This is a genomic window from Mycolicibacterium arabiense (assembly GCF_010731815.2).
Classification (GTDB): domain Bacteria; phylum Actinomycetota; class Actinomycetes; order Mycobacteriales; family Mycobacteriaceae; genus Mycobacterium; species Mycobacterium arabiense.
Genome location: NZ_AP022593.1, coordinates 2,151,662 through 2,176,076 on the forward strand (window position 1 = coordinate 2,151,662; position 24,415 = coordinate 2,176,076).

At 66.9% G+C, this 24,415-nt stretch carries 22 protein-coding genes; 8 read left to right on the forward strand and 14 right to left on the reverse strand.

From position 1 onward, the window contains the following. Nucleotides 1–15 precede the first annotated feature (15 nt). The 4 genes from G6N61_RS12060 to G6N61_RS12075 are packed head-to-tail and all read right to left on the reverse strand — an operon-like array spanning nucleotide 16 to nucleotide 6,893. Nucleotides 16–1,506 carry an NAD-dependent succinate-semialdehyde dehydrogenase gene (locus G6N61_RS12060; protein ID WP_163918737.1) on the reverse strand — a complete coding sequence of 497 codons (1,491 nt, stop codon included), beginning with the start codon at nucleotides 1,504–1,506 and terminating at the stop codon, nucleotides 16–18. Continuing rightward, nucleotides 1,503–4,412: an FAD-binding and (Fe-S)-binding domain-containing protein gene (locus tag G6N61_RS12065; RefSeq protein WP_163918738.1), complete on the reverse strand. Its 2,910-nt coding sequence runs from the start codon at nucleotides 4,410–4,412 to the stop codon at nucleotides 1,503–1,505. Before G6N61_RS12065 ends, G6N61_RS12060 begins: the two co-directional genes overlap by 4 nt. A 34-nt stretch (nucleotides 4,413–4,446) precedes the next feature. Continuing rightward, entirely contained in the window at nucleotides 4,447–5,766 is a 1,320-nt protein-coding gene (locus tag G6N61_RS12070; protein WP_163924775.1) for an aspartate aminotransferase family protein, read from the reverse strand. A gap of 32 nt (nucleotides 5,767–5,798) precedes the next feature. Then, on the reverse strand, nucleotides 5,799–6,893 hold the full coding sequence (locus tag G6N61_RS12075; protein ID WP_163918739.1) for a phosphotransferase: 1,095 nt from the start codon (nucleotides 6,891–6,893) through the stop codon (nucleotides 5,799–5,801). A 235-nt stretch (nucleotides 6,894–7,128) separates the two neighbouring features. Here G6N61_RS12075 and G6N61_RS12080 point away from each other — a divergent pair, with 235 nt between their 5' ends. The 5 genes from G6N61_RS12080 (at nucleotide 7,129) to G6N61_RS12100 (ending at nucleotide 13,023) form a co-directional block, all read left to right on the forward strand. Beyond that, the gene (locus G6N61_RS12080; protein WP_163918740.1) at nucleotides 7,129–7,806 is read left to right on the forward strand and encodes a GntR family transcriptional regulator; all 678 of its coding nucleotides are present in this window, start codon (nucleotides 7,129–7,131) and stop codon (nucleotides 7,804–7,806) included. A 163-nt stretch (nucleotides 7,807–7,969) separates the two neighbouring features. Beyond that, the gene (locus tag G6N61_RS12085) at nucleotides 7,970–9,403 is read left to right on the forward strand and encodes a gamma-aminobutyraldehyde dehydrogenase (protein WP_163918741.1); all 1,434 of its coding nucleotides are present in this window, start codon (nucleotides 7,970–7,972) and stop codon (nucleotides 9,401–9,403) included. 39 nt (nucleotides 9,404–9,442) lie between these two features. After that, nucleotides 9,443–9,787 carry a RedY/HapK family protein gene (locus G6N61_RS12090; RefSeq protein WP_163918742.1) on the forward strand — a complete coding sequence of 115 codons (345 nt, stop codon included), beginning with the start codon at nucleotides 9,443–9,445 and terminating at the stop codon, nucleotides 9,785–9,787. After that, nucleotides 9,784–11,517 carry a phytoene desaturase family protein gene (locus tag G6N61_RS12095; protein ID WP_163918743.1) on the forward strand — a complete coding sequence of 578 codons (1,734 nt, stop codon included), beginning with the start codon at nucleotides 9,784–9,786 and terminating at the stop codon, nucleotides 11,515–11,517. Before G6N61_RS12090 ends, G6N61_RS12095 begins: the two co-directional genes overlap by 4 nt. Before the next feature lie 21 nt (nucleotides 11,518–11,538). After that, nucleotides 11,539–13,023: an APC family permease gene (locus tag G6N61_RS12100; protein WP_163918744.1), complete on the forward strand. Its 1,485-nt coding sequence runs from the start codon at nucleotides 11,539–11,541 to the stop codon at nucleotides 13,021–13,023. 28 nt (nucleotides 13,024–13,051) lie between these two features. On the opposite strand, the gene G6N61_RS12105 is transcribed toward G6N61_RS12100, so the two are convergent. The 4 genes from G6N61_RS12105 to G6N61_RS12120 form a co-directional block, all read right to left on the reverse strand. After that, nucleotides 13,052–14,722, reverse strand: coding sequence for an FAD-dependent oxidoreductase (locus G6N61_RS12105; protein ID WP_198339334.1), 1,671 nt, complete (start codon nucleotides 14,720–14,722; stop codon nucleotides 13,052–13,054). A gap of 100 nt (nucleotides 14,723–14,822) precedes the next feature. Next, on the reverse strand, nucleotides 14,823–15,713 hold the full coding sequence (locus tag G6N61_RS12110) for an SDR family oxidoreductase (RefSeq protein WP_163918745.1): 891 nt from the start codon (nucleotides 15,711–15,713) through the stop codon (nucleotides 14,823–14,825). Then, nucleotides 15,713–16,453: an SDR family oxidoreductase gene (locus tag G6N61_RS12115; RefSeq protein ID WP_163918746.1), complete on the reverse strand. Its 741-nt coding sequence runs from the start codon at nucleotides 16,451–16,453 to the stop codon at nucleotides 15,713–15,715. The genes G6N61_RS12110 and G6N61_RS12115 overlap by 1 nt, the downstream gene beginning before the upstream one ends. A gap of 138 nt (nucleotides 16,454–16,591) precedes the next feature. Next, complete coding sequence (locus G6N61_RS12120) at nucleotides 16,592–17,488, reverse strand: helix-turn-helix domain-containing protein (protein ID WP_163918747.1); 897 nt, start codon at nucleotides 17,486–17,488, stop codon at nucleotides 16,592–16,594. Between the two features lie 190 nt (nucleotides 17,489–17,678). Between G6N61_RS12120 and G6N61_RS12125 the strand changes: the two genes are divergently transcribed. Further along, nucleotides 17,679–18,611 (forward strand): serine hydrolase, encoded by a 933-nt coding sequence (locus G6N61_RS12125; RefSeq protein WP_163918748.1) that lies wholly within the window; start codon nucleotides 17,679–17,681, stop codon nucleotides 18,609–18,611. Here G6N61_RS12125 and G6N61_RS12130 read toward each other — a convergent pair. Beyond that, nucleotides 18,608–19,201 (reverse strand): DUF308 domain-containing protein, encoded by a 594-nt coding sequence (locus G6N61_RS12130; RefSeq protein ID WP_163918749.1) that lies wholly within the window; start codon nucleotides 19,199–19,201, stop codon nucleotides 18,608–18,610. The two genes, G6N61_RS12125 and G6N61_RS12130, sit on opposite strands and share 4 nt — an antisense overlap. Nucleotides 19,202–19,319: 118 nt before the next feature. Here G6N61_RS12130 and G6N61_RS12135 point away from each other — a divergent pair, with 118 nt between their 5' ends. Then, nucleotides 19,320–20,033 carry a TetR/AcrR family transcriptional regulator gene (locus tag G6N61_RS12135; protein WP_163918750.1) on the forward strand — a complete coding sequence of 238 codons (714 nt, stop codon included), beginning with the start codon at nucleotides 19,320–19,322 and terminating at the stop codon, nucleotides 20,031–20,033. Nucleotides 20,034–20,055: 22 nt separating this feature from the next. Here G6N61_RS12135 and G6N61_RS12140 read toward each other — a convergent pair whose 3' ends face one another. Next, the gene (locus tag G6N61_RS12140; protein ID WP_163918751.1) at nucleotides 20,056–20,532 is read right to left on the reverse strand and encodes a VOC family protein; all 477 of its coding nucleotides are present in this window, start codon (nucleotides 20,530–20,532) and stop codon (nucleotides 20,056–20,058) included. 77 nt (nucleotides 20,533–20,609) lie between these two features. Next, nucleotides 20,610–21,236, reverse strand: a complete 627-nt coding sequence (locus G6N61_RS12145; RefSeq protein WP_163918752.1) for a TetR/AcrR family transcriptional regulator — start codon at nucleotides 21,234–21,236, stop codon at nucleotides 20,610–20,612. A gap of 94 nt (nucleotides 21,237–21,330) precedes the next feature. Between G6N61_RS12145 and G6N61_RS12150 the strand changes: the two genes are divergently transcribed. Beyond that, a complete protein-coding gene (locus tag G6N61_RS12150) occupies nucleotides 21,331–22,164 on the forward strand; it encodes an SDR family oxidoreductase (RefSeq protein WP_163918753.1) in 834 nt (277 codons plus the stop codon). Nucleotides 22,165–22,170: 6 nt separating this feature from the next. Here the strand turns inward: G6N61_RS12150 and G6N61_RS12155 are convergent, their stop codons facing one another. The 3 genes from G6N61_RS12155 to G6N61_RS12165 are packed head-to-tail and all read right to left on the reverse strand — an operon-like array spanning nucleotide 22,171 to nucleotide 24,391. Further along, nucleotides 22,171–22,785: a DedA family protein gene (locus tag G6N61_RS12155; RefSeq protein WP_163918754.1), complete on the reverse strand. Its 615-nt coding sequence runs from the start codon at nucleotides 22,783–22,785 to the stop codon at nucleotides 22,171–22,173. Continuing rightward, a complete protein-coding gene (locus G6N61_RS12160; RefSeq protein WP_198339335.1) occupies nucleotides 22,782–23,267 on the reverse strand; it encodes a nuclear transport factor 2 family protein in 486 nt (161 codons plus the stop codon). The genes G6N61_RS12155 and G6N61_RS12160 overlap by 4 nt, the downstream gene beginning before the upstream one ends. A gap of 5 nt (nucleotides 23,268–23,272) precedes the next feature. Then, nucleotides 23,273–24,391, reverse strand: coding sequence for an FAD-dependent oxidoreductase (locus G6N61_RS12165; RefSeq protein ID WP_163918756.1), 1,119 nt, complete (start codon nucleotides 24,389–24,391; stop codon nucleotides 23,273–23,275). Between the last annotated feature and the right edge of the window lie 24 nt (nucleotides 24,392–24,415).

Genomic DNA, 24,415 nt, shown 5'->3' on the forward strand with positions numbered 1-24,415 from the left:
ATCGACGGCAAGGGGTCAGCGGCCTCGACGGCGAGGCACCGCAAGGTACTTGTATTCGAGAAACTCGTCGATGCCGACCTTGCCGCCCTCCCGTCCCAGACCGGACTGCTTCACCCCACCGAACGGTGCGGCAGGGTTGGACACCACTCCGGTGTTCACGCCCACCATGCCTACTTCGAGACGCTCACTGAGGTCGAGCGCACGGTCGATGTCTTGAGTAAACACGTAACCCACCAGACCCCAATCGGTGTCGTTGGCGCGGCTGATCACCTCGTCTTCGTCGTCGAAGGGGATGATCGGAGCCACCGGCCCGAAGACCTCGGTGGTCATCAAGTCGGAGTCACTGGACACGTCCGCCAGGACGGTCGGCGGGTAGAAGTATCCCGGTCCGTCCGGCAGACGACCGCCCGTGAGTGCCGTTGCGCCGCGCTGCAATGCATCGTCGACGAGCCGCTGCACCTTCGTGCGCCCGGCCGAGTCGATCAGCGGCCCCACGTCGGTCTCGTCGTCGAGTCCGTTGCCCACCTTCAATGCCGCCATTCGAGCCGCGAGCCGCTCGGAGAACTCATCGGCGACGTCACGGTGGACGTACATGCGATTGGCCGCCGTGCACGCCTCGCCCATGTTGCGCATCTTGGCTGCCATCGCACCGTCGACGGCTGTGTCGACGTCGGCGTCCGCGCAGACGATGAACGGCGCGTTGCCGCCCAGTTCCATCGACGAACGCATCACCGTCTCCGCGGCTTGGCGCAGCAGGATCTTGCCCACGCCCGTGGAGCCGGTGAAACTCACCTTGCGGGCCTTGCCGCTGGCCATCCAACGACCCACCACGGTTGCCGCGTCGGTGGTGTTGACGACGTTGAGGACGCCGTCGGGCAGTCCGCTCTCCTGCAGGATCGCCGCCAAGGCCAACGAACTCAACGGAGTCTGCGGTGCCGGCTTGAGCACCATCGTGCATCCGGCGGCGATCGCGGGTGCGACCTTGCGCGTCCCCATGGCCAGTGGAAAGTTCCACGGAGTGATGAGCACGCAGGGGCCGACGGGTTCGCGGGTCACGATGATCCGATTCGCGCCGTCCCCGGTGGTGGAGTGGTCACCCGAGACGCGGACCGCTTCTTCGGAGAACCACCGCAGGAACTCCGCGGCGTAGGCCACCTCACCCCTCGCCTCGGCAAGGGGCTTGCCCATCTCCAACGTCATCACCTCCGCCAGCCAGTCCTGCCGCTCCATCACCAATTCGTAGGCGCGGCGCAAGATCTCACTGCGGTGCCTCGGCGCGGTCCGCGCCCACGCGGCCTGCGCCCCTACCGCAGCCGCCAACGCGTCGTCCCCGTCGGCCGGGGAGGCGTCGGCAACGGATGCCAACACCTCACCCGTGGCCGGGTTCTCCACGTCGAAGACGCGTCCGTCGGCGGCTTCTCGCCACTGCCCACCGATCAGCAGTCCGGTGGAGATCGAGGCGATGGAGGGGTGAGCCGAGGCGACACGGGCGGTCGTTGCGGTCATCGGAGGAACTCCTGTCGGGTAGCGGGATCGAGGATCTGCGCGAGGTGCAGGGAGGCACTCGGCGCGTGGACGTCGGTGAGTTGCCGGGCCTGCATGTGGCAGCTGAACCCGTCGGTGAGCACGACGGCGTCGGGGTCGGCCCGCAGCGCAGGCGCGAGCGCCTGCTCGGCGACGGCCATGCTGACGTCGTAGTGTTCGCGCTCGAAGCCGAAGTTTCCGGCCACACCGCAGCACCCCGTTGCCTCGCGGACGTTTTCGACGCCAACCGCTTCGAGCGCACGCAGTTGCGTTGCCGCACCGAACACCGAGTACTCGTGACAGTGGGTCTGCACGGTGACCGACGAAGGCGGCGTCGCACTCGGAGTCCAGCCGCGCTCACGTTGAGCACTGACCTGTTCGGCGAAGCTGCGGACGCGTCGCGCCACCCGGCGAGCTGCAGGCGTGTCGACGAGTTCGGGCAGATCCTTGCGCAGGGCTGCCGCGCAACTCGGCTCGGTGACGACGATAGGGCGGTCGGAACCGTCGTCGAGCGCAGAGGCCGTGCGAAGCAACCGCTTTCGTGCCTGTCGCAATTGTCCGGTGGAGATCCAGGTCAGGCCGCAACAGACGTCGGTGCGTACCTCGGCACGGTGTCCGGCGTCCTCGACGACGCGCACCGCTGCCCCGGCGACCTCGGGCCGGAAGCCCTTGGTGAAGGAGTCCACGACGAGCACCACGTCGCCACGCCCGGTGCGGTGGGGCTTCAGCTCGCGGCGGAGTTGGCCCTTGGACGCGAAGCGCGGCAGGGGCCGTTCGTCGGTCAACCCGCCCAGCCGCAGTGCGATCCCTCGCAGGGGACTGGCGAGCGCCCCGTTGACGAGCGGTGCGATCCGCGTCGTCACCGCCAGCCACCGTGGGAGCCAGCCCAGCGAGTAGTGCGCCAGCGGGCGGACTCGTCGGTGGTAGTAGTGGTCGAAGAACTCGGCCTTGTAGGTGGCCATGTCGACGCCGGTCGGGCAATCCGTCGAACACGCCTTGCACGACAGGCACAGGTCCAGTGCCTCCCGTACGTCCTCGGATGCCCACCCCTGCTCCACGGTCGGCGCTGCGCGAATCATGTCCTGCAGCACGCGGGCGCGGCCGCGAGTGGAGTCCTTCTCGTCCCCGGTGGCCCGGAAGCTGGGACACATCACGCCGCTGCCGTGGGAGCGGCAGCGGCCCACGCCGATGCAGCGCTGGACGGCGTCGGCGAAGGCCCCGTGCTCGGAGCCGTTCGCGTCGTGCAGAACGAACGTCGTCTGCCACGGCAGTGCGGGAATGTCCGCCAGCGCCAAGTGCTCCGTGACCGAGGCCGGGTCGACGATCACGCCGGGGTTGAGGACGCCCGTCGGGTCGAACAGCCGCTTGAAGTCCGCGAAGGCCGCCATGATCGTCGGGGAGTACATCTCGGGCAGCAGCTCCGAGCGGGCCCTGCCGTCACCGTGTTCTCCCGACAGGGTCCCGCCGTGCTCGACCACCAGACGTGCGGCCGCGGTGAGGAAGGCCGACATCACGCTGCGGCCCTGGGCAGTTCGCTGGTCGAAGGTGATCCGGATGTGCATGCAGCCGGCGCCGAAGTGGCCGTACATCACGCCGACGAGGTGGTACTGCTCGAGCAGGAGCCGGAAGTCGGCGAGGTAGTCGGCGAGGCGCTCCGGGGCGACCGCCGAGTCCTCCCAGCCCGGCCACGAGGTGACGCTGGATCCGTCGGGTAGTTCCAGCCGCGACGACAGTCCCGCCCCGTCCTCGCGAACGCGCCACAGCTTCTTGCGCTCACTGGGGTCGCGGACTTCGCGGCAGTCCAGCGCTCGCCCGTTGGCCTCGAGGTCACCTCGAAGCCGCTGCGCCTGCGCCGCGACGGCCACCTCGTCGTCTCCGTCGAGGTCGACGTAGAGCCAGGCGCGCCCGGCGGGCAGTTCGGCGACGGAGTCCGCACCGCGCCGCACCTTCATGGTCGCCACGATCTGCTCGTCGATGCCCTCCACTGCGGCGGGCGAGTACTGCAGGATGGTCATGACGTCCCGCGCGGCGTCCACGATGTCGTCGTAGGCCACGATCAGCAGCAGCGCCGACGACGGCACGTCCACCAGCCGCATGGTCGCACCCACGACGATCGCGCACGTGCCCTCGCTGCCGACGAGTGCCCGTGCGACGTCGAAGCCGTTCTCCGGTAGCAGGTGGGCCAGATGGAAGCCCGACACCTGCCGGGGAATGCGACCCAACTCCAGTCGGAACGCCGACATGTAGTCGCCCGTGAGGTCTGCCAGACGGGCGGACAGCCATGCGGCCCGCTCGACGGCCGCCGCGTCGTCGGGGTCGGTGGCGCGCAGCGCGGTTCGGGTGGCAGTGAGCCGGGTGCCGTCGGCGAGGACGACGTCGAGGGACAGCACGTGATCGCCGGTGCGGCCGTAGCGGACGGAGTGGTTTCCGCAGGCGTCGTTGCCGATCGACCCTCCGACGGTGGCTCGGTTCCTACTCGACGGGTCCGGCGCGAAGGTCAGCAGGTTGCCCGTGGCGTGCTGGACCGCCTCGGCGAGGTCGGCCAGGACGACCCCCGGCTCCACGACCACGGTTCGGCTTGCTGCGTCGATGGACACGATGTCGTTCATGTAGCGCGACGTGTCCAACACGACTCCGTGGCCGATCGCGTTGCCCGCCATGGACGTTCCACCACCGCGCGCCACGATGGGAACGCCCGCGCGATGGCAGGCCACCACGATGCGGCTGACCTCGCCCGCGTCGCGGGGGAACGCGACGGCCAGCGGTGGGACGCGGTAGTTCGATGCGTCGTAGCTGTACTCGGCGAGGCGTCTGCTGCCGTCGTCGATCTCCACTCCGCCGGCGGCGAGCAGCGCGACGATCTCGGCGCCGTCCCGTACCGCAGTCATCGGCTGCGCCAACCGGGCATCCGGGGATCGTTGCTCAATGCAGTTCCTCGCGGAGGACGACCGCCAGGTTCTCCAGCATTCGATCCGCGTCGGCGATCGAGAACGGGAGCGGCGGGCGGATCTTGAGCACGCTGCCCCGCGGTCCCGACGCGGAGAGCAGCACTCGGCGTCTGCGCATGTGGTTGACCACCCGCAGCGTCGCCTCCCCATCTGGAGTGTTGGAGTCGCGGTCGGTCACGACGTCCACGCCGACGAACAACCCCGCCCCGCGCACCTCGGCGATCTGCTCGTATCCGCCTGCCATCGTGGCGATCTCGGACATGATGTAGCTGCCGACCTTATCGGCGTTGTCGATCAGGCCTTCGTCGACGATGACGTCCAGGACTGCCTGCGCCGCCGCGATCGACACCGAGTTCCCGCCGAAGGTGTTGAAGTAGCGGATGTTGCGGCCGAACTCGACGAGCAGCGCCGGACGGAAGGCGGCCGCGGCGATGGGAATCCCGTTTCCCATCGGCTTGCCGGTGGTCATGATGTCGGGGACCACACCGTGGCGCTGAAAACCCCACCAGTGCCGGCCGGTACGCCCGAAACCCGGTTGGACCTCGTCGGCGATGAACAGACCGCCTGCGTCGTGGACTGCGTCGACGACCGGCTGCAGGAACCCGGCCGGATCGGCGTAGATGCCGTCGGAGGAGAAGATCGTGTCGGCGATGAACGCGGCGATGCCGAACCCGTGGCGCTGCAGATCGGCGATCGCTTCCCGCATCTCGCGAACCATGGTGGCGACCACGTCGTCGTCGCCGCCATGCCTCAGCCGGTTGGGCGCGGTGATCGTGCGCACGTGCGGACCCAGCGGGACGCCGACCCCCAACGATGGGGAGAATGCCGACACGTCGGCCGTGAGCCCATGGTAGGCGCCGGCGGTGACGATGATGCCCTGGTTCCCGGTGTAGTAGCGGGCCACTCGCATCGCGAGATCGTTGGCCTCCGAGCCGGTGCAGGTGAACATGACGTGCCCGAGTTCGTCTGGCATGGTGCCCAGGAACTGTTCGCTGTAGCCGAGGATCGACTGCTGGAGGTACCGAGTGTTGGTGTTCAGCGTCGTGAGTTGCCGGTGGATCGCCTCGACCACGTAGGGATGGCAGTGACCGACGCTCGTGACGTTGTTGTAGACGTCGAGGTAGTCGTTGCCGTCGGCGTCGTAGAGCAACGTGCCTGCGCCCCGGACGATCTCGACCGGTTCTTCGTAGAACAGCCGGTACCCGGGTCCGAGCAGCCGTTCCCGGTCACCGACCTGCTCGCGCGTCCGTGGCGGCAACCGTTCGATGTCGGACGGGTCGAAGCCGTTCACCATCGGTTCGGACGCCTTGAGGGTGAAGCCCTTGGTCACGGTCGTTTCCCTTCGTTCGGACGCAGTGGGTCGGTGGTGGCGGCGATCATGGCCTCGACGGTGGACGTGGTGACCGACAGCGCGCAGCGCAGCCTGGTCCAGTCGAGCGCCGAGTGCGACAGTCCATAGTCTCGGGTGTGTGCCTGTGTACTGGATCGCCATCCGTAGACCAACGCGCGCAACAGGAGTCGCGCAGGACCGGTGATGGCGAGCAGGGCTGCCTCGCCGTCCGTCAGCGGTCGCTGCGCCCGGTAGCCACGCACGATGTCGAGCGCACTGGCCCACGGTCGCCGTTCGTCGGCGCCGATCTGGTTCGCCACCGCGACGCTGAGATCGAACACGGTGGGGCTCCGGACGACGTCGCCGAAATCGATGATTCCCGTGACGAATTGTTCGGAGCCCGGGTCGACGACGACGTTGAACGGGCTGAAGTCACCGTGGATCATCTGGGTGTCCAGGTCGTCGATCCTGGGCGCCACCAGTGCGTCGAATCGATCGAATACCCAAGTGGCCATGGCTACGTCGTCGCGGTCGAGGACCCACTGCAGCAGTGGCCTCGTATGGGAGAAGTTCTTGAGATCCCAGATCAGTAGCCGGGAGTCATCCGGATGCCGGAACTCCCCCAGCGCGAGATCGAGCCGCGCCAGCATCGCACCGACTCCCGCGAACTGAGCGGAAGTCGGCCTGACGGTGGCCAGGAGACTGCCCTCCAGATAGCTCAGCACGCGCATGACGCGGTCGTTGCCGTCGGGATCGACCACGGTGGTCTCGACTTGTCCGTGCCCCCCGCGAACTAATCGCTGGGCGGGGATCGGCGCAGGGGCGTCCTCCAGGTGCAGCATGACCGAGGATTGCAGATTGACTATCTCCGCGCTCTCCGACGCGGGGGCGATCTTGACGAGGAACTGCCCTCCGGTGGAGACCAGACGGAATGTGTCGTCCTTCTCGGTGGGGATGCGTTCCAATCTCCCCGTCAGGTGATAGTGCGTGCGCAGTTCGGCGACGACCTGCTGCTCGGGAAACGCCTGACCGCCGGGCTCCAGTGCGCTCTCTTGAGCGATCTGCGCGAGGAGATCCGAACTGGCCGTCACGGCGTCGGATCCTGCATCGGCCCCACCCGCGTGGAGCGTCGCTGCGCGGCGGCGCAGTCGTGGGCGGGGTTCGGCATCGGCGGACCTGATCCTTTGCGATTGGGGAGCACGCACGGCGAGCGTGCGTACTGTCGAGCTAGGCGAACTGTAGAACACTAGGGCAGTCGGAGTCCAGGCGCGGTTCCTGCCGGGCATGTCAGCCATGCGCGTTGTGGAACAGTTGTACGCTGCCACCATGTCCGTGGCTGATCGCATCCAGATTGTCGGGCGCAGCAGTGCGCAGCAGATCGCCGATGGACTGATGGACATGATCCTCGAGGGAGAACTCAAGCCCGGTGAGCGCATCCGGGAGAGCGTCATCGCAGATCAACTGAAGATCTCGCGCAACACGGTTCGCGAGGCCGTGCGACTCCTGCAGGGAACGGGACTGGTTCGGTACGTCTTCAACCGCGGCCTGGCGGTCTGGGACCCTTCCGACGAGGAGGTCCTCGACATCTACCGAGCGCGACTCCACCTGGAGACGGCCGCTGCCGCGTCGGTGAACTACGACACGGACCTGACGCCGCTGACCGAGGCGATGGACGCCCTCAAAGTGGCGATGAAGACCGAGGATCCACGCACCATCGTCGAGAAGGACCTCGCCATTCACCGCGCAATCGTCGGTTTGATGAACAGTCCGCGGCTGAACAAGTTCTACGACGAGTTGCTCGGAGACCTCCGCTACTTCCTGCTCATCCTGTCGCTTGACCACCACGAGTACGAGAGCGGCTCGACCCTCGAAGAGGAGCATCAGCGGATCGTGACGGCGTTCGCGTCCCGCGACCCCGAGCTGGCACGCACGACCATCGCCGAGATCATCACCGAGAATCGCGACGAGGTACGCAAGATCCTGGCCGTGCGTACGGCCGGCTAGCCGCCGCTTTCCGCCAACCGGTTCCGACTTCAGCCCCACTGCCGTTTCGCTGCGTTGTCTTGCGCACTCCGATGGCCTGTGCTTAAGTCCTCCATGTCAACTGTTCAACACTTGGACATGAACGGCCCATGAGGTCGTCGGCTCCAGTTCGGAGATACCTCACATGGCAGACGGCCACCTCATGTACGTCGCGGGCGAACACGTCGCCGCCGCCACCGGTGCGACCGAAGCGGTCGTCAACCCCGCCACCAACGAACGCATCGCGACGGTCCCCCTCGGTGACGCGACCGACGTAGACCGTGCCGTCACCGCAGCGGAAGAGGCCTTCGACGGATGGGCCGCCACGCCTCCCGGGAAACGAGCGGAACTGCTGCTGAAACTGGCCGACCGGCTGGAGGCCCACGCCGAGGAGTTCGCGCAGCTGGAGTCCAAGAACGTCGGCAAGCCCATCGCGGTGGCTCGCGACGAGGTCCCGTTCGGCGTGGACAACATGCGGTTCTTCGCCGGAGCCGCCCGCGTGCTCGAGGGCCGCGCCGCCGGTGAGTACTCCCCCACGCACACCAGCATCATTCGACGAGATCCGCTCGGCGTCGTGGGCAGCGTCGCACCCTGGAACTTCCCGCTGGTCATGGCGATCTGGAAGATCTGCCCGGCCTTGATGACCGGAAACACGCTGGTGCTCAAGCCAAGCGAGCAAACTCCACTGACCACGCTGCGGTTGGCCGATCTCGCGGCCGATCTCTTCCCGCCCGGCGTCTTCAACGTCGTCACCGGTCACGGCGAAACCGTCGGTGCCGCCCTGACGTCGCACCCGCGGGTACGGATGAGTTCGTTGACCGGCGACACGAACACCGGCAAGCTCGTCGCCCGTGCCGGCGCCGACAACCTCAAGCGCCTGCATCTCGAATTGGGCGGCAAGGCACCGGTTCTGGTGTTCGACGACTGCGACGTCGAATTGGCGATCACCAAGATCTGCGAGGGCGGCTACGGCAACTCCGGGCAAGACTGCATGGCCGCCTCCCGGGTGTACATCGCCGACGGCATCTACGACGACTTCGTCACCGAACTCACCCGCGCGGTCTCGAAGGTCGCCATGGGCGACCCCGAACTCGAGTCCACCGAAATGGGCCCGGTCATCTCCGAACGCCAACGAGACCGCGTCGCGGGCTTCGTCGATCGGGCCACTTCGACCGGACCTGCCGCTCTCGCCGTCGGCGGACTCGGCACCGGCCCCGGCTTCTGGTACAAGCCATCCCTGGTCGTCGACGCCGCACAGGACTCCGAGATCGTGCAGAGGGAGGTCTTCGGCCCGGTCGTCACCACCACCCGGTTCACCGACGAGGCGCAGGCGTTCGCATGGGCCAACGACGTCGAATACGGCTTGGCGGCTTCGGTGTTCACCCGCGACGTCGGCCGCGCGATGCGCGCCGCCCGCAAGCTCCAATTCGGCACCGTATGGATCAACGACCACCTGCCGATCGTGTCGGAGATGCCGCACGGCGGCTTCAAGCAGTCCGGCCACGGCAATGACATGTCGATCTACTCCGTCGAGGAGTACACCGAGATCAAGCACATCATGATCAACCTCGAGTCCTGACCAACCGTCCGTTCTCTCGACCACGCTGGAGTCCCCGCGATGACGTCAACCAGCCGCCCGGTAGTGGCGGTCAACCTGTTCTCGATGCTGCCGGGCGTTGACCCGTCGGACTTCGAACGCTTCTCCACCGAAGTCGACCGACCGACGTGCCTGGCCCACGGCGACGTCGTCCGGCGGTTCGACGCCTACCGCGTGGACGAAGCACCCGACGGGGCTCCCGCCGACATCTTGGAAGTCATGGAGGTCAGCGACTGGGCCGCGTGGGAGAAGCTCCGCGACACCCACCCGACGATGAAGCCCGTCACCGACGGCTTCGACCAACTCGTCGACCCGGCCACCGTACGGACCTACTTCACCCACCTCGTTCCTGGAGAAATTCGATGACCAACCCCACCACCTACGATGCGATCGTCATCGGAGCCGGGCACAACGGCCTGATCACCGCTGGATACCTCGGCCGGGCCGGCAAGAAGGTCCTCGTCGTCGAAGCGCGCGACGTCGTCGGCGGCGCCTGTACCAGCGAGGAACTGATCCCCGGTGCCACCTGGTCGTCGTGTGCGTTCATCGCCAGCCTGCTGCGACCCGAGATCATCGCCGAACTCGAACTCGAACGCTACGGCCTCGAGATGTATCAGACCGAGGCCAACGAGGTGAGCATCTTCCCCGACGGCAGCCATCTGTTCGTGTGGAAGGACATGGACAAGACGCTCAAGGAGATCGAGAAGTTCTCCAAGAGCGACGCCGGTGCGTTCCTGGACTTCGGTCTGCGAGTGAAGAAGTTCGCCTCCATCCTCACGCCGTTCCTCATGGCCCCGGCGCCGAGCCGATCGCAGGTGTTGGCCGCGTTCGAGGCCGCGGGCGCCGAAGACCTGTTCAACGAGATGGTGCTGCTGTCCACGAAGGACCTGCTCGACCGATACTTCGAGAACGAGCACATCAAGGGTCTGTTCACCTTCTTCGGGATGATCTCGGTGTGGGGCGGGCCGTCGACGCCGGGCACCGGCTACGTCTACGGGCACCATTCCGTCGGGGAGTTCAAGGGCACCCTCGGACAGTGGGGCTTCGTCAAGGGCGGCATGGGAGGCATTACCCAGGCCATGGCCCGCAGCGCCCAGGCCCACGGCACCGAGATCCGGCTGAACTCGCCGGTCAGAAAGGTCGTCGTCGAACGGGGTCGGGCGACCGGCGTGGAATTGGCCAGCGGCGAGATCATCTCGGCACGCACGGTCATCTCCAACGCCGACCCGCAGCGCTCCATGCTGCAGCTCCTGCCGGCCGGTGCCATCGACGCCAAACTCACGGCGAAGCTCGAAGACTACGACGCCCGCGGTTCGATGGCTCGCATCCACCTACTCATCGACGAGTTGCCCGACTACATCGGCTTTCCCGCAGGCGAATTCGGGCCGCAGCACCAGGCCCAGGCGATCATGGGCGCATCCATCGAGAACTTCGAGCGCGCCTGGGAGGCGGAGCGGCGTGGCGAGATTCCCGACGACTTCGTCATCGAAGCCGTCATCCAGTCCACCCACGACTCGTCGTTGGCGCCCGCGGGCAAGCACACCATGACCCTTGGCGTGCAACAGCTCCCATACGAGCTGGCCGGCACCGACTGGGACACCATCCGCGACGAGTGGGCCGATCGCGTGCTCGAGGTGCTGTTCCGCTACGCCCCGAACCTGCGAGGCCACATCCTCGAGCGGGTCATCATCACCCCCAAGGACCTCGAGCGTGACTACGGTCTGACTGGCGGCAACATCTTCCACGGAGCCATGTTCTTCGACCAGCTCTTCAACAACCGCCCGACGCCCGAGCTGGCCGACTATCGCACCCCCGTTGCCGACTACTACCTCTGCGGGTCGGGCACCCACCCCGGTGGCGGCGTGATGGGAGCCAACGGACACAACGCCGCGCAGGTGGTCATCGCCGACCTCAACGGCACCGCAGCGCCCACCGCTGCCCGCGTCGGCCCCGGGCCGAAAGCCGGTGTCGTGGACCGTGCGATGGAGACGGTGATGGGCACCAAGACGGGCAAGAAGCTCGGCTACACCGTCGCGACCAGCCCCGCACTGCGCAAGGTCGTCAAGTTCGCCGCCCGAAGCAACACCAGTCGCTGACCCTCACCGAAAAGGACCGCCATGCTCCATCAAGACGAACCCCAGCCGCTGGTCATCGCCAAGGACGAGCCCGACGGCTCGACGGGTCTGGCACGCAATCAGATCGGCGTGCTCGGCATCGTGTTCTTCGTCGTCGCCGCGGCCGCGCCCCTGACCGTGGTGGTGGCACTGTTCCCGGTGATCATCGGCGCCGGCAACGGGATCGGCATCGCCGGAGCATTCGTACTCGTCGCCCTGGTGCTGACCGTCTTCGCAGTCGGCTACGTCGCAATGAGCAAGCACATCACCAACGCCGGGGCCTTCTACGCGTTCATCACCAGAGGTCTCGGCCGGCCGCTCGGACTCGGATCTGCATCGCTGGCGATCTTCGCCTACAACGCCATCCAGCTCGGCGTCATCGGCGGGTTCGGCTACTACGCGGCGGAATTCGTGTCCAGGCACAGCGGCACGAACGTGCCGTGGTGGGTGTTCTCCTTCATCGCGATGGGAGCCGCGCTGTTCCTCGGCGTGAGGCAGATCCACGCCGGCGCCAGGGTGCTGGCCGTGCTGCTGACCCTCGAGACGGCGATCATCCTGATCCTGAACGTCGGCATCCTGGTCAATTCGCCAACACCCGTCAGTGACTACTCCTTCGAACCGTTCGCTCCGTCAGCGGTGTTCGCCGGTGCCATCGGCGTCGCCCTGATGTTCGCCCACGCCTCGTTCATCGGCTTCGAGGGCACCGCCATCTACGGTGAAGAAGCCAAGGACCCCAAGCGAACGGTGCCCCGCGCCACCTACGCGTCGGTGATCTTCATGGGCGTCTTCTACGCCGTCACGGCCTTCCTGATCGTCAACGCGGTCGGCGTCGACGACGTCGCAGGCCTCGCCGAGACCGAGGGTGGCAACCTCGTCTTCGCGGTCAGCGACAGCGTTCTCGGCCGCGCGGGAACCGAGGCCTTCCAGCTCCTGGTGATCACCAGCCTGTTCGCGGCCATCCTCACCTTCCACAACAACGTCGCCCGGTACCTGTACTCACTGGGACGCCAGGGCGTCATCTGGTCGCGCCTGGGTACCACCCACCCGACCCGCCACTCACCTGCAATCGCTTGCTACGTCCAAATCGCCATGGTGGCTGCGGTCGTCGCGATCTTCGCGATCCTCGGCCTGGACCCCTACACCACGCTGTTCACCTGGTGGACCGGCGTCGGCGCCGCGGGAATCATCCTGCTGCAGACCATCGCCAGCGTCTCCATCTTCGTGTTCTTCCGCCGCTCAAACGTCGACAAGCGACCGTGGAACACGTTCATCGCACCTCTGCTCGGCATCGCCGGTCTCATGCCGTTCCTGTGGTACGCCGTCACGGGGATGGACGTGCTGCTCGGCGGCGGTGGCTGGCTGCAGATCTCGTTCACCGCAATGCTGTTCGCCTCGTTGGCCATCGGCGTCATCGGCGCCTACGTCATCAAGGCCCGGTCACCACATCGCTACGAACTGTTGAATTCGACGCTCGGCGACCGCATCTAGACCTCGGGTTCGGCCGGTGGCCGCAGGGTCACCGCGCCAGGGCCTGATGTACTGATCGTACGGCGCTGGCCCCTTCGCCCACGGCGGCTGCGACGCGCTTCATCGAGCCGGCGTGGACGTCGCCCACGGCGAACACCCCGGGCAGTGACGTCTCGAACGGAAGCGGTCGCCGGTTCAGCGTCTGCCAACTGCCCTGCAGGACCGTCTCGGGCAGAGCGGAGTCGGTGACGATGAAGCCCTTGGCGTCCCGCAGGACACCGTCGCACCACTGCGTCGCCGGACGGGCACCGATGAAGCAGAACAGTCCTCGGCAGTACTGCGGCGTCGACGCAGCGCCGGCGTCACGGGTGACCGTGATTCCGTCGAGGTGCGTGCTGCCGTGCAGGGCGGTCACCTCGCTGCCCAGTCGAAGGGTGATGGCGGGGTGTTCGTCGATCCGGTCGGCAAGGTAGGCGGACATGCTCGCGCGCAGGCTGGTGCCCCGCACGACCAGATCGACCCGAGACCCGCTGTCCGCCAGATGCAGTGCGGCCTGACCGGCCGAGTTGGCACCGCCGAGAACGGCCACCGGTTCACCACCGCAGGCTTCGACTTCCAACTTGGTGGCGGCGTAGTAGATGCCCGCACCCTCGAAGTCCGTCCACCTCGGCAACGGCAGGGTGCGGTAGGCCGCCCCCGTGGCGATCACGACCGTGCGTGCGTTCATCACTACCCCGTCGGCCAGTGCGATGCCGAGATGCGGACCGTCGACGACGATCGCCGTGGCGCCGGCCGGGCTCAGGAGTTCGGCACCGAACTTGTGCGACTGGATCATCGCGCGAGCGGTGAGGTCGGCGCCCGATATGCCGGCGGGAAAGCCCAGGTAGTTCTCGATCCGGGAACTCGCCGCAGCCTGGCCGCCAATCGCCGTCGCCTCCAGCAGCACCGTGTCGAGGCCTTCTGATGCCGCGTAGACGGCGGCCGCCAATCCCGCAGGCCCCCCGCCCACGATGACGACGTCGCGCACCCTGGTGTTCGCACCGGGGTGGACGACACCCGACATACCCAATGCGTGCGAGACCGCCTCGGCGGTGGCCAAACGCACCGTGCCCGTCGGGGTGACCAGCGCAGGGAGGTCCGCTGACGTGATTCCGTGCAACGTCATCACCGCCTCGGCATCGCCTGCTTCGACGTCCACCCACGTGTGCGCGATGCCCGAACGTGCCAGCCACGTGCGAATCGCCAGGCTGTCGCTCGACAGGCTGCTCCCGACCAACTGCACGCTTTGAGTCGCGGCGCCGCTGAGCATCATCTGCCGTCGCGCCAGCAACGCACGAAAGATGATGTCCGACAGCGCGACTTCGCGATCCATCAGTTCGCGGAACCGGCCTGACGTCACCCTGATCACGTCACCGGCCGACACCACCCGGGCCGTGAGGACCGTCGCCTGCCCGGTGAGCAGATTCAGTTCACCCAGGAATCTGCCGGGCCCGTCGATCGCAATGGTCACGTCCTCGCCGAGACGGGCCGAGCCCACGACCTCCACGGTCGCGCCGACGAGATAGAAGAAGTCGTAGTTGGATTGCCCCGGCTCGAACAGGAGGTCACCGACCGCGACCGATTCACGGACGCCGTAACTGCCGAGTTGGCTCACCTGATGCTCGTCCAGCGCCGGGTAGGCGTTGTTCGCGCCGTACACCTCATTCACGAGCGAATGCACCAGTGCAGCACCATCGAAGTCTAGGCGACCGAGGGCATACCGGGAGGCGCATCGTGCCCGCGATCCCCCGCTCGATCAGTCCGACGTGTTTACCAACCGGTCACGGCGACACGCGCAACAGATCGCTCAACCCCAGGCGGTCGTAGAACTCGCGCCGTACGCGATCGCCCACGCCGTTGACCTCCTCGGCGCCGTCGTTGGCCGGATCGACGTGAACCCGGAAGGGCCGCTGCCCCTTCGGGGTGTCGACGACGTCGCGGATGGCCCGTGCCACCTCGTTCGGGTCCGCCGACGACGGCGACAACTCGTTGAGCTTCTCGGTCACCTGGTCGACGAGACCCCCGTAGCGAGCCTCGTAGGCCGACGCGGTGTCGGTGTCGGTGGGCCGGCCCGCATTGGCGAAGTGGTTGGTTCCCGTGGTGAACGAACCGGGCACGATGATCGTCGTCTCGATGCCGAACCGGACGAGTTCGGCGGCGTAGCTCACCGCGATGGAGTCCTCCGCCGCCTTGGCAGCGAAGTACGGGGCGAGGTACGGCGGGGTGCCACCGCGGGTACTGGTCGATCCGACCCACACCAGCAGACCGTCGCCACGTTCCCGCATGTGCGGCAGTACCGCGCGGTTCACGCGTTGGGTCGACAGCACGTTGACGTCGTACACCTGCGCGAGATCCTCCGGGGTGAAGGACTCCGTCGGGCCCAGCACCATGTGACCGGCGTTGTGCACCACCACGTCGACGTGACCGACCGCCGCCACCATCTTCTCGATGGCCTCGTCGACCGAGTGCTGATCGCTGACGTCGAGTTCGATGGGCCGCAGGTCCACCGAGTGCTCGGATGCGAAGTCGGCGGCATCGGCCGCAGCCCGTTCGTTCTTGGTGTCCAGCTGACGCATCCCGGCGAAGACGGTGTGCCCACCCATCGCCAACTCCCGCACGGTCATCGCTCCGAAGCCACTTGACGCGCCGGTGACGACGATCGCCCCGCCCATCAGATCACCCCGCCGTTGACGTAGATGGTCTGCCCGTTCATCCACCGGGCCGGGCCGGCGAGGAAGGCGACGACCTCGGCGACGTCGGCGGGTTCACCGAGGCGTTCCAGCGGTGCCATGCCCGCCATCTGCTTGACCTGCTCGTCGCTCTTCCCGTCCAGGAAGAGCGGCGTGGCCGTGGGGCCGGGGGCCACCGTGTTCACGGTGACGTTGCGGCCTCGCAGTTCCTTGGCGAGGATCAGGGTGAGAGCGTCGACGGCGCCCTTGCTCGCGGCGTACGTCGAGTACGTCGGCAGCGCCAGTTTCACTACCGACGACGAGAAGTTGATCAGGGCGCCTCCGTCACGGAGGTTCTTCGCCGCCCATTGCGACACCACGAAGGTCCCTCGGACATTGGTGCGCATCGTCCGGTCGAAGGTCTCCAACGACGTCTCGGCGAGGGGGGCGAGCATCATGATGCCCGCAGTGTTGACGATGACGTCGACGCCACCGTAGCGACTCGTCACCTCGTCGAACATTGCGGAGACGGCGTCCTCGTCGGCGACGTCGGCTTGAACCGCGAACGCCGACCCGTTCGCATCCGTGACGGAGCGGACCACCTGTTCGGCACGGTCAGCGCTACCGGAGTAGTGGACGGCGACCGAGAAGCCGTCGGTGGCAAGACGTTCGACGATCTCTCGGCCGATGCCGCCCGACCCTCCGGTCACCACGGCAACCCGTGCCTCGTGGGCGTTGCTCACTTCCGACCTCCCACGGCTTCGTACCCTCGACGAAGAACCGTCGCCCAAAGCCTGCCGCGCCGTACGCCACCTCGGTGACGCGATGTTGCGCCATTCGGTCGGCGGATTGCTGGATTCCGGCCCGATGACGAAAGTCGGTCAGCGCGCCGAGACGCGTGCGAGGCGGTACGCCGTGGGAGACGTGCCGTGATGCCTGTGGAACGCCGCCGCGAAGTGACTGGCACTGCGATATCCACACCGGGCGGCCACCCAACTGACGGTGCTCGTCCGCGCCACGAGCAGTTCGGCGGCACGTTGCATGCGGATCTCCACGAGGAATCCGTGCGGTGTCACCCCCGTCGCCGTCTTGAACGACCGCAGGAAGTGGTGCTTGCTCAGCCCGGCGACCGCCGCCAGCTGTTCGAGGGTGATCTCGTCGGCCAGGTTGTCCTGCATGTATCCGACGACGTGTGCCAGCGCCCTGGCGCCGAGACCGCGGCCGCGCGGTGCGCTTCGACACGTCAGGTGCCGCTCCACCACGTGGGCTGCGAGGAACTGCGCCGCCGAATCGGCGTAGAGCGACGACGCCTCCGACTCCAACGCCCACCCGATGGCACTCGTCACCGTGGAGATCACGGGGTCGTCGACGGCGAGCGCATCGGGCAGGACGTCCAGTGCCCGGTCGTCGTCCTCGGCGCGGACACCGACGAACAACTCGGGTGCCAGGTACACCTGCAGCGACGTCAGCGGTCGAGTTCCAATGGCGCGCCATCGCAACGTGCTCGCGTTGCCAGGTGCCGTGATGCCGGTGGAGCCGGGACGGTATACCGTGCTGCGCCACCGTCCGTCGCTGACCCCTTCGATCGAGTACATGCCTCCGGTGACCATGACGACCAGGAAGTTGGCCGTCGGCAGCGTGGTGAACTCGTCGGCGATGGGCCGCTCCACGTACGTCCGGGCAAGCACCGATTGCCACTGCAGGTGGTGACTGCTCGACTGCCTCGTCGCAGGCAGCTGCACCTCCGCGGCGTCGCACTCGGCGAGTGTGCTCAGCATGACGTCATCGATCGGGCACTTCCATCTGTGGCTTCAGTGACGTGAATCTCAACGTCGCGATTGCCCAGACACTTCCCGCATCCGTGGGGTTGGCGAACTCACCCCGGGAGTACTGCGTCAAGGCGATTAGGCTGGGTAATCAGTGGGCGCAGCGTTGAGCCTGTCTCAGTTTTCAGCTCGGAGGAGTTTCATGCGTCAGCGGCGGCCGGGAACGGCGATGACCAGATTGGCGATCGTCTGCGCGGCGGCGCTGCTAGCCAGCGGTTGCGAGGCGCAGGTCTGGGGTACGCCGCCGGCCGCGTCGAATGCGCCGCAGGCGCCGGTCACCGCACCGCAAGCGCCACAGTGGGCAGCACCCCAGGCCCCGCCCGCCGGCCCTCCGGCATCATTCGAGGGCCTCGACGCCCGCGTTCGTCAGGCGACTGCCGACGCAGCCGAGTCGGGGGCCGACCTCGAGATAGCCGTGATGGACCGCACCACCGGCCAGGTCGTCACCAACGGCTCGAACGAATCGTTCCCGATCGCGTCCGTGGTCAAGCTGTTCATCGCCGACGACCTGCTGCTGCAGGAGTCGGAGAGCAAGACGACCCTTTCCGCGGCGGATCGCAGGTCACTCGACGTCATGCTGCGTTCCTCGGATGACAGTGCAGCGCAGAACTTCTGGGACCGCAGCGGCGGGAACGCCGTCATCGCGCGGATCAAGGCCCGGTACGGCTTGGGGGGAACGACGGCGCCCTCCAACGGGCACTGGGACGTCACCACGAGCACCGCAGGCGACCTCGTTCGCTACTACGACATGCTGCTGGACGGCGCCGGCGGGCTGCCTCCGGAGCAGACGAACGTCATCATCGGCAACCTCGCCCAATCCACGCCGACGGGGAACGACGGCTATCCGCAGCGGTTCGGCATCCCCGAGGGCCTGTACGCCGAGCAGGTGGCGGTCAAGCAAGGCTGGTTCTGCTGCTGGAACGGCGGCAACCAGCTGCACGTGACCACCGGGGCGATCGGACCCGAGCGCCGCTACGTGATCGCGATCGGCTCGCTGGACCCCACCGGCGCCGCGGCTGCCCGCGAGCACATGACTCAGGCCGTCAAGACGATGTTCCCGGGCGGCAAGGTCTAGCGCGTTCGCTTCTGCGGCGGACCGGCACGACGCGCGTCGACGATCGTCAGCCAGATCGCCGAGGCGAGGAAGTAGAACGCGCCGAAGGCGGCGTACGGAGCAATCGCGGTGATCTGGGGGGCCGTGGCCGCAGCGGCCTTTGCGATGAAGCTCGCTCCAGCGGCGGTCGACTGAATACCGCTCAGCATCATCGGCCACTGTCCGCTGCTCTTCCGGCGTCGAATGGCCGTGGCGAGTTGTAGCAGACCGGTCGCAGAGGCCCACACACCGAAGACGCCGAGCACGGCGTTCATGCTCGTGGTCAATGCGACGGCGACCGCGATCGTCGTCACGGTGCTGACCGCCATGTTGAACGCTTGGGTGGGATTGCGTCTGACTCCCCCATTGCGCTGAGCGTCAACGAGATTGGCGATCGCATCCCATGCCGGGTAGATGAGTAGCAACGCGGCGACGATCGCCGTTGCGCTGTCGGCGAGAGCGTACGCGGCCGCCACCCACACGATCGAGAATCCAGCACGCGCGAAGTAATAGCGCTTGAGCCACGCGTTGTCCTCCCTGGCGTCCCGCACCTCGTCAATGCTCTTCGTCATGTCTGGCTCCTTCGATCATCTCGGTTGGCATGATTGTTATCATCGTTACTGATGCAGTGATATCGACGGTAGCACAGCGGCCGCGGTCGCAACCTGCCACGGTGTTACCGTCGATAACATGCCTGCCGATACCCGTGCATCCACATCCGACCGGTTACTGGAGGCGGCGGCCAACCTCTTGCGCGAGGGCGGTGTCGACGCCGTATCGACTCGCGCGGTGGCCGCGGCTGCGGGCACTCAACCGCCCATCTTGTACCGGCGTTTCGGTGACAAGGAGGGCCTACTCGAAGCGGTTACGGTCCGCGTCCTCGAGAACTACATCGCGAAGAAGCGCAAGTTGTTGAGGCAGTCCGAGGATCCGGTGGCCGAACTACGGGCTCTGTGGGACCTGTTCATAGAATTCGGGTTCGCCCAACCCGAGTGCTTCGCCCTCATATACGGGCAACCGAGGCGGGGGAAGGCAATCTCCGCCGCCGCCGAGACGACGGTGACCTTGCTCCAGGACGCGATCGCTCGAATCGCCGACGAGGGACGGCTGCGGATGAGCCTCGAACGCGCCACGGCTCTGTTCCAGTCCTGCGGAGTCGGTTTCGTCATCACGCAGTTGATGGTGCCCGCCGCGCAGCGCGATCACGAGATGAGCGAAATCGCACGCGAGAATGCGATCGCGAGCATCACGGTCACGTCCGGACTGATCAAGTCGCGCAACACGCTCGCAGGACGCGCGAGTGCACTGCGACAAGTCCTCGACGATCACGAACTGCCGTTGACGACGGCGGAACGGAATCTCATGACCGAGTGGCTCAATCGCATCGCCGACAAGCGACGATGACACCGAAGTCGGTCGAGAACGACTACAGCGACTCGGCGCTGATACCGGAGAGGTCGGGCACGTTCTGCATCAGCTCGATGCGGGTGCCGTCGGGATCGGTCAGGTAGACGAACCGACCAGACGTCGGGTCCTCGACATCGCCGAGCACGGTGCGCGTCGACTCCAGGAACGTTCCGCCCGCGGCGACGATCGCGTCGGTCAGGCCATCGACGTCCTCCACCCGGAACGAGAGATGGGTGAAGCCGAGTTCGGTCATCGGCTTGCGCTCCCCCGACCCGGTCGTCGGGACGTCGACCCACAGCAGCAGTTCGATCCGGATGTCGTCGCGGATCAGCATCGCGGACCGGAAGCGGCCGTCCTGCTCCATGGTCGCGGCGACCTCGTTGTCGTTGAAGTCGAGTTGGTAGAGCTGCGCGAACCCGAACACGTCGGTGTAGAAGCGGATCGAACGGTCGAGATCGGTCACGCAGATGCCGATGTGGGAGAAGCCCTGGATCATGACTGGAGTCTGACAGAACGCGCCCGTCCGATGGTGCGAGTGCCGGGATCCGATCGGCGCCGGGCTCGGCGCCGCGTTCACGTGGCCGTGGCATCCGCCCGGGCGGCCAGTGCCAGCGTTCGCGTGATGGCCGCGGCTTGCGCTGCAGCGCGGTCGATTTCGGGATACTTGCGGTCGAACAGGCCTGCGACGAAGAGGCTGGCGTACCCGTGCGCTGCGGCGACCTCGTGTTCGAGCACCCGCAGGGCCCGACGGACGTCACCGTCGGTGACGGCCAGCGCCGGTTCCAGGAACGCATCGTTCAGCGAGCGCGCCACGTCGAGTCGTTCCTCGTCAACGGCGTCACCCACGTCAGTGCCGTAGATGACGTCCCAGCCGATGCGCGTGCGCGCCACGAATCGCACGTAGGCCCCCGCCGTCGCCGCCATTGCCTCGATCGCCCACTCGGCCTGGTCGCCGTCGGGGCGCGGCGGAACCGCCGCACGCACCTCGTCGTCGAACTCGCGCGCCGCCGCCGTCGCGACCGCAGCCAGAAACGCTTGGCGATTCGGAAAGTGCCGGTAGGGCGCGGCGGCGCTCACGCCGGTCCGCTTGGCGGCGTCCGCGACGGACAGTGCGGCGATCCCGTGTTCGGCCACCATCTCGAGTCCGGCGGCGATCAACGCAGCGCGCAGGTCGCCGTGGTGGTACCCGCTGCGCGCCATCCCTAGTTCTTAGCATTTGGCGGGCACCGGTTGACCACAAGTGAGTAACCTCTTACATTGAGATGTAAGAGGTTGCTAACATGAGGAGCACGACATGAGCACCTGGTTCATCACCGGATCGTCGAAGGGCCTGGGCGCAGCGATCGCACGCCACGCGCTGGCCCACGGCGACGACGTCGCGGCGACCGCACGCAATCCACGGACCGTCACCGACGCGCTCGGCGACGGTGACCGACTGCTCGCCCAACCGCTCGACGTGACGTCGCCCGTGCAGGTTCGCACCGCCATCGACGCGACGGTGCAGCGCTTCGGCCGCATCGACGTGGTCGTGAACAACGCGGGTCGGCCGCTGATGGGCGCGCTGGAGGAGATGACGGACGAACAGATTCGAGAACAGTTCGACCTGAACGTCTTCGGCACCATCGACGTCATACGCGCGGCACTCCCCACCCTGCGGGCGCAGCGGTCGGGCACCATCGTCAACCTCAGCTCGATGGGCGGTGTCATCGGCTTTCCATCGTCCTCGATGTACAACGCGTCGAAGTTCGCCGTCGAGGGGCTGACTGCGGGGTTGCGCCAGGACCTCGCCCCGCTCGGCATCTCCGTCATGGCGATCGAGCCCGGCGCCTTCAGGACGAACTTCCTCGATCCCTCGACCGTGTGGGTGGCAGCGAACCACGGTTCGATCGACGACTACGCAGGCACGCCGGCGCACGATCAGCTCGAGCAGATCGGGCCGATGGATCAAGCGCAGGACGGCGACCCGGACAAACTGGCCGCTCTGCTCTACGACGTCGTCACCGCGGGCGCCCCGCCCACCAGGCTGCCCATCGGGCCCGACGCGGTCGCAGCCAGCGAGCAGCGAGTCGCCGACGATGCGGCAGAGCTGGCCCCGTGGCGCGATCGTGCTCGAGCGACCGACTTCTGACCCCGACTACTGGGGTATGCGTTCGCTGTTCAGCCGCCGCCGGAGGTACCGGGCTCCCTCGATGCCGACGCTCGTCAGGATTGCGAGCCCGATGCCCACGCCGATGCCGACGAAGGTGTTGTCGCGAAAGAGGGTGCCGCCGACGTAGCCGGCGAGGACGGTGTACGTACTCCACGCGACGCACGAGATCGCGGTGTAGCCGGCGAACGTGGGCCAGGCGAGGCGGGTAATGCCAGCGGTGAGCGTGACCAGATATCGCCCGACCGGGATGAAGCGGGAGGTGATGATCACGTATGCGGCGCGGGTTTCGAGTTCGGACCCGAGCCAGTCATGCGCCTTTCGCCGCTTGGTTCCCGGTGGTAGTCGCTTCAGTACACGATCGGCCATGACACGGCCGAGACCGTAGGGCACCATGTCGCCGACGAAGGCGCCCAGGGCCGTGGCGGCGATGACGGGCAATAGCATCGTCTCTCCGCTGGCCGCGTAGACGCCTGCGATGACGATGACGGGCTCGCTGGGGATGGCCGGTAGGAACGAGTCGAGAAGCGAAACCGAGATCAAGATGAGGTAGAGCCAGGGTGACGTCACCAGGTCTTCGACGAGTCGTAGCCAGTCGATCACGAACGGTCAGCTCCGCTGGTGACGCGCGCGGCAGCCAGTTCGTACACGTCCGGGGATCCTTCCCACGGTGCAGTTCGCACCACCGCCCAGCGATGAATGACCCAGTGCCGTAATCCTCTTCGCAGCTTGAGTTCCCAGTAGCCGCGCATGGTGCAATAGTCGACGGCGCCGTTGCTCACCGCAACGTGGTGATAGGCGACCATGTGAGCACGGCACTGCGCCTCGTCGTCGAGCAGTTCGGTGATCACGTTGGAGGCGGCATGGTGCGTGCAGTCGAAACCCGTCAGGCCGGCCCGAGCCAGTTCGACCACGGCGGTCACGTCCATGGTCGTCGGCGGGCCGCCGTAGTAGTGCTTCGACAGATCAAGGGTCACCGCATCGGCGAAGAGGTTCCGCAGCGCATCCCAGTTCCTGTCGTCCTGCGCGTGCGCGAGGCCCGCGACCACGTCGGCGATGGCCGCCCGGTCGACCAGATCCTGCACGGCACTCACCGTGCGCCCTGACTCACGGGTGCCGACACCGGCGGGCTGAGCATCCAGTGGTGGAATGCGGCGTAGTTGGTCGCGAAATCTGCTGGCGTGGGCGCATGCTCGACCGCCGCGGCCAACTTGGCGACGTGGGCGTACCGCGGCATCCGGTCGGCCTCGTAAGCCGCCAGCGCCGCGGGTACGTCCGCAGCCGAGGTCAACAGTTGGCCGAGCAGGTCGGCGTCCTCGACGCCCAGGGTCGCGCCGGCGGTGATGTGTGGCGACATCGCGTGGGCCGCGTCACCGGCCAGTGCTACCCGCCCAGACGTCCAGCGTGGCAGCGGTGGCACGATCATGATTTGGTTGTGCAGGATCGCCTCTTCGGGCGTTGCGTCGATCAGTTTCACCAAGACCTCGTTCCCGCCATCGGCGCCGAGGTGTTCGGCCCGCTGCAGCGCTTGCTCCTTCAGGGTGCCGGCCAACGCCGGCGTCTTGAACTGGTTGACGAGCCAGTAGACGCTGCCGTCGTACGTGCGGACGTAGCCACCGCGGCATCCGTGGTCACCCAGGATGAGCCGGTCTTCGGTCAGCGCGATCCCGGGGTTCGGGATGACCGCACGCCAGACGTGATGCCCGGCATGTTCCCGTGCCGCAGTGCCTGGCAGCAATTGCTCGCGCACCATCGAGTACGCACCGTCCGCCCCGATCAGTACGTCGGCGGAGACGGTCGTGCCGTCGCCCAGTCCAACGTCGACGTGGTCCGCATGCTCGGCGTAACCCTCGAAACCCGTTGCCAGACGGATGTTCTCCGGCCCGACCGCGTCGGCCAGCAGATCGTTGAGCTTCGCCCGATGGACCAGGAGGAACTGGTGATACTCCACGCCGAACCCCGGGGTCTCGAGCAACCGTCCGCCGGCGTCGTGGAAGTACATCTCACCGGGCTTGCCAATGGCACGGATCCGCTCGCCGACGTCGAACGCGTCGAAGACCGCCATGGCATTGGCCCATAGCCCCAGGCCAGTGCCTGCGGCGCGGATCTCGGGGGCGCGCTCGTAGACGGTCACGTCGTGGCCTGCGCGGCGCAGTGCCAATCCGGTTGTCAGACCCACGATTCCAGCCCCGATCACCACCGCGCGCATTACCGTGCGCCCTTGGCTGAGTAC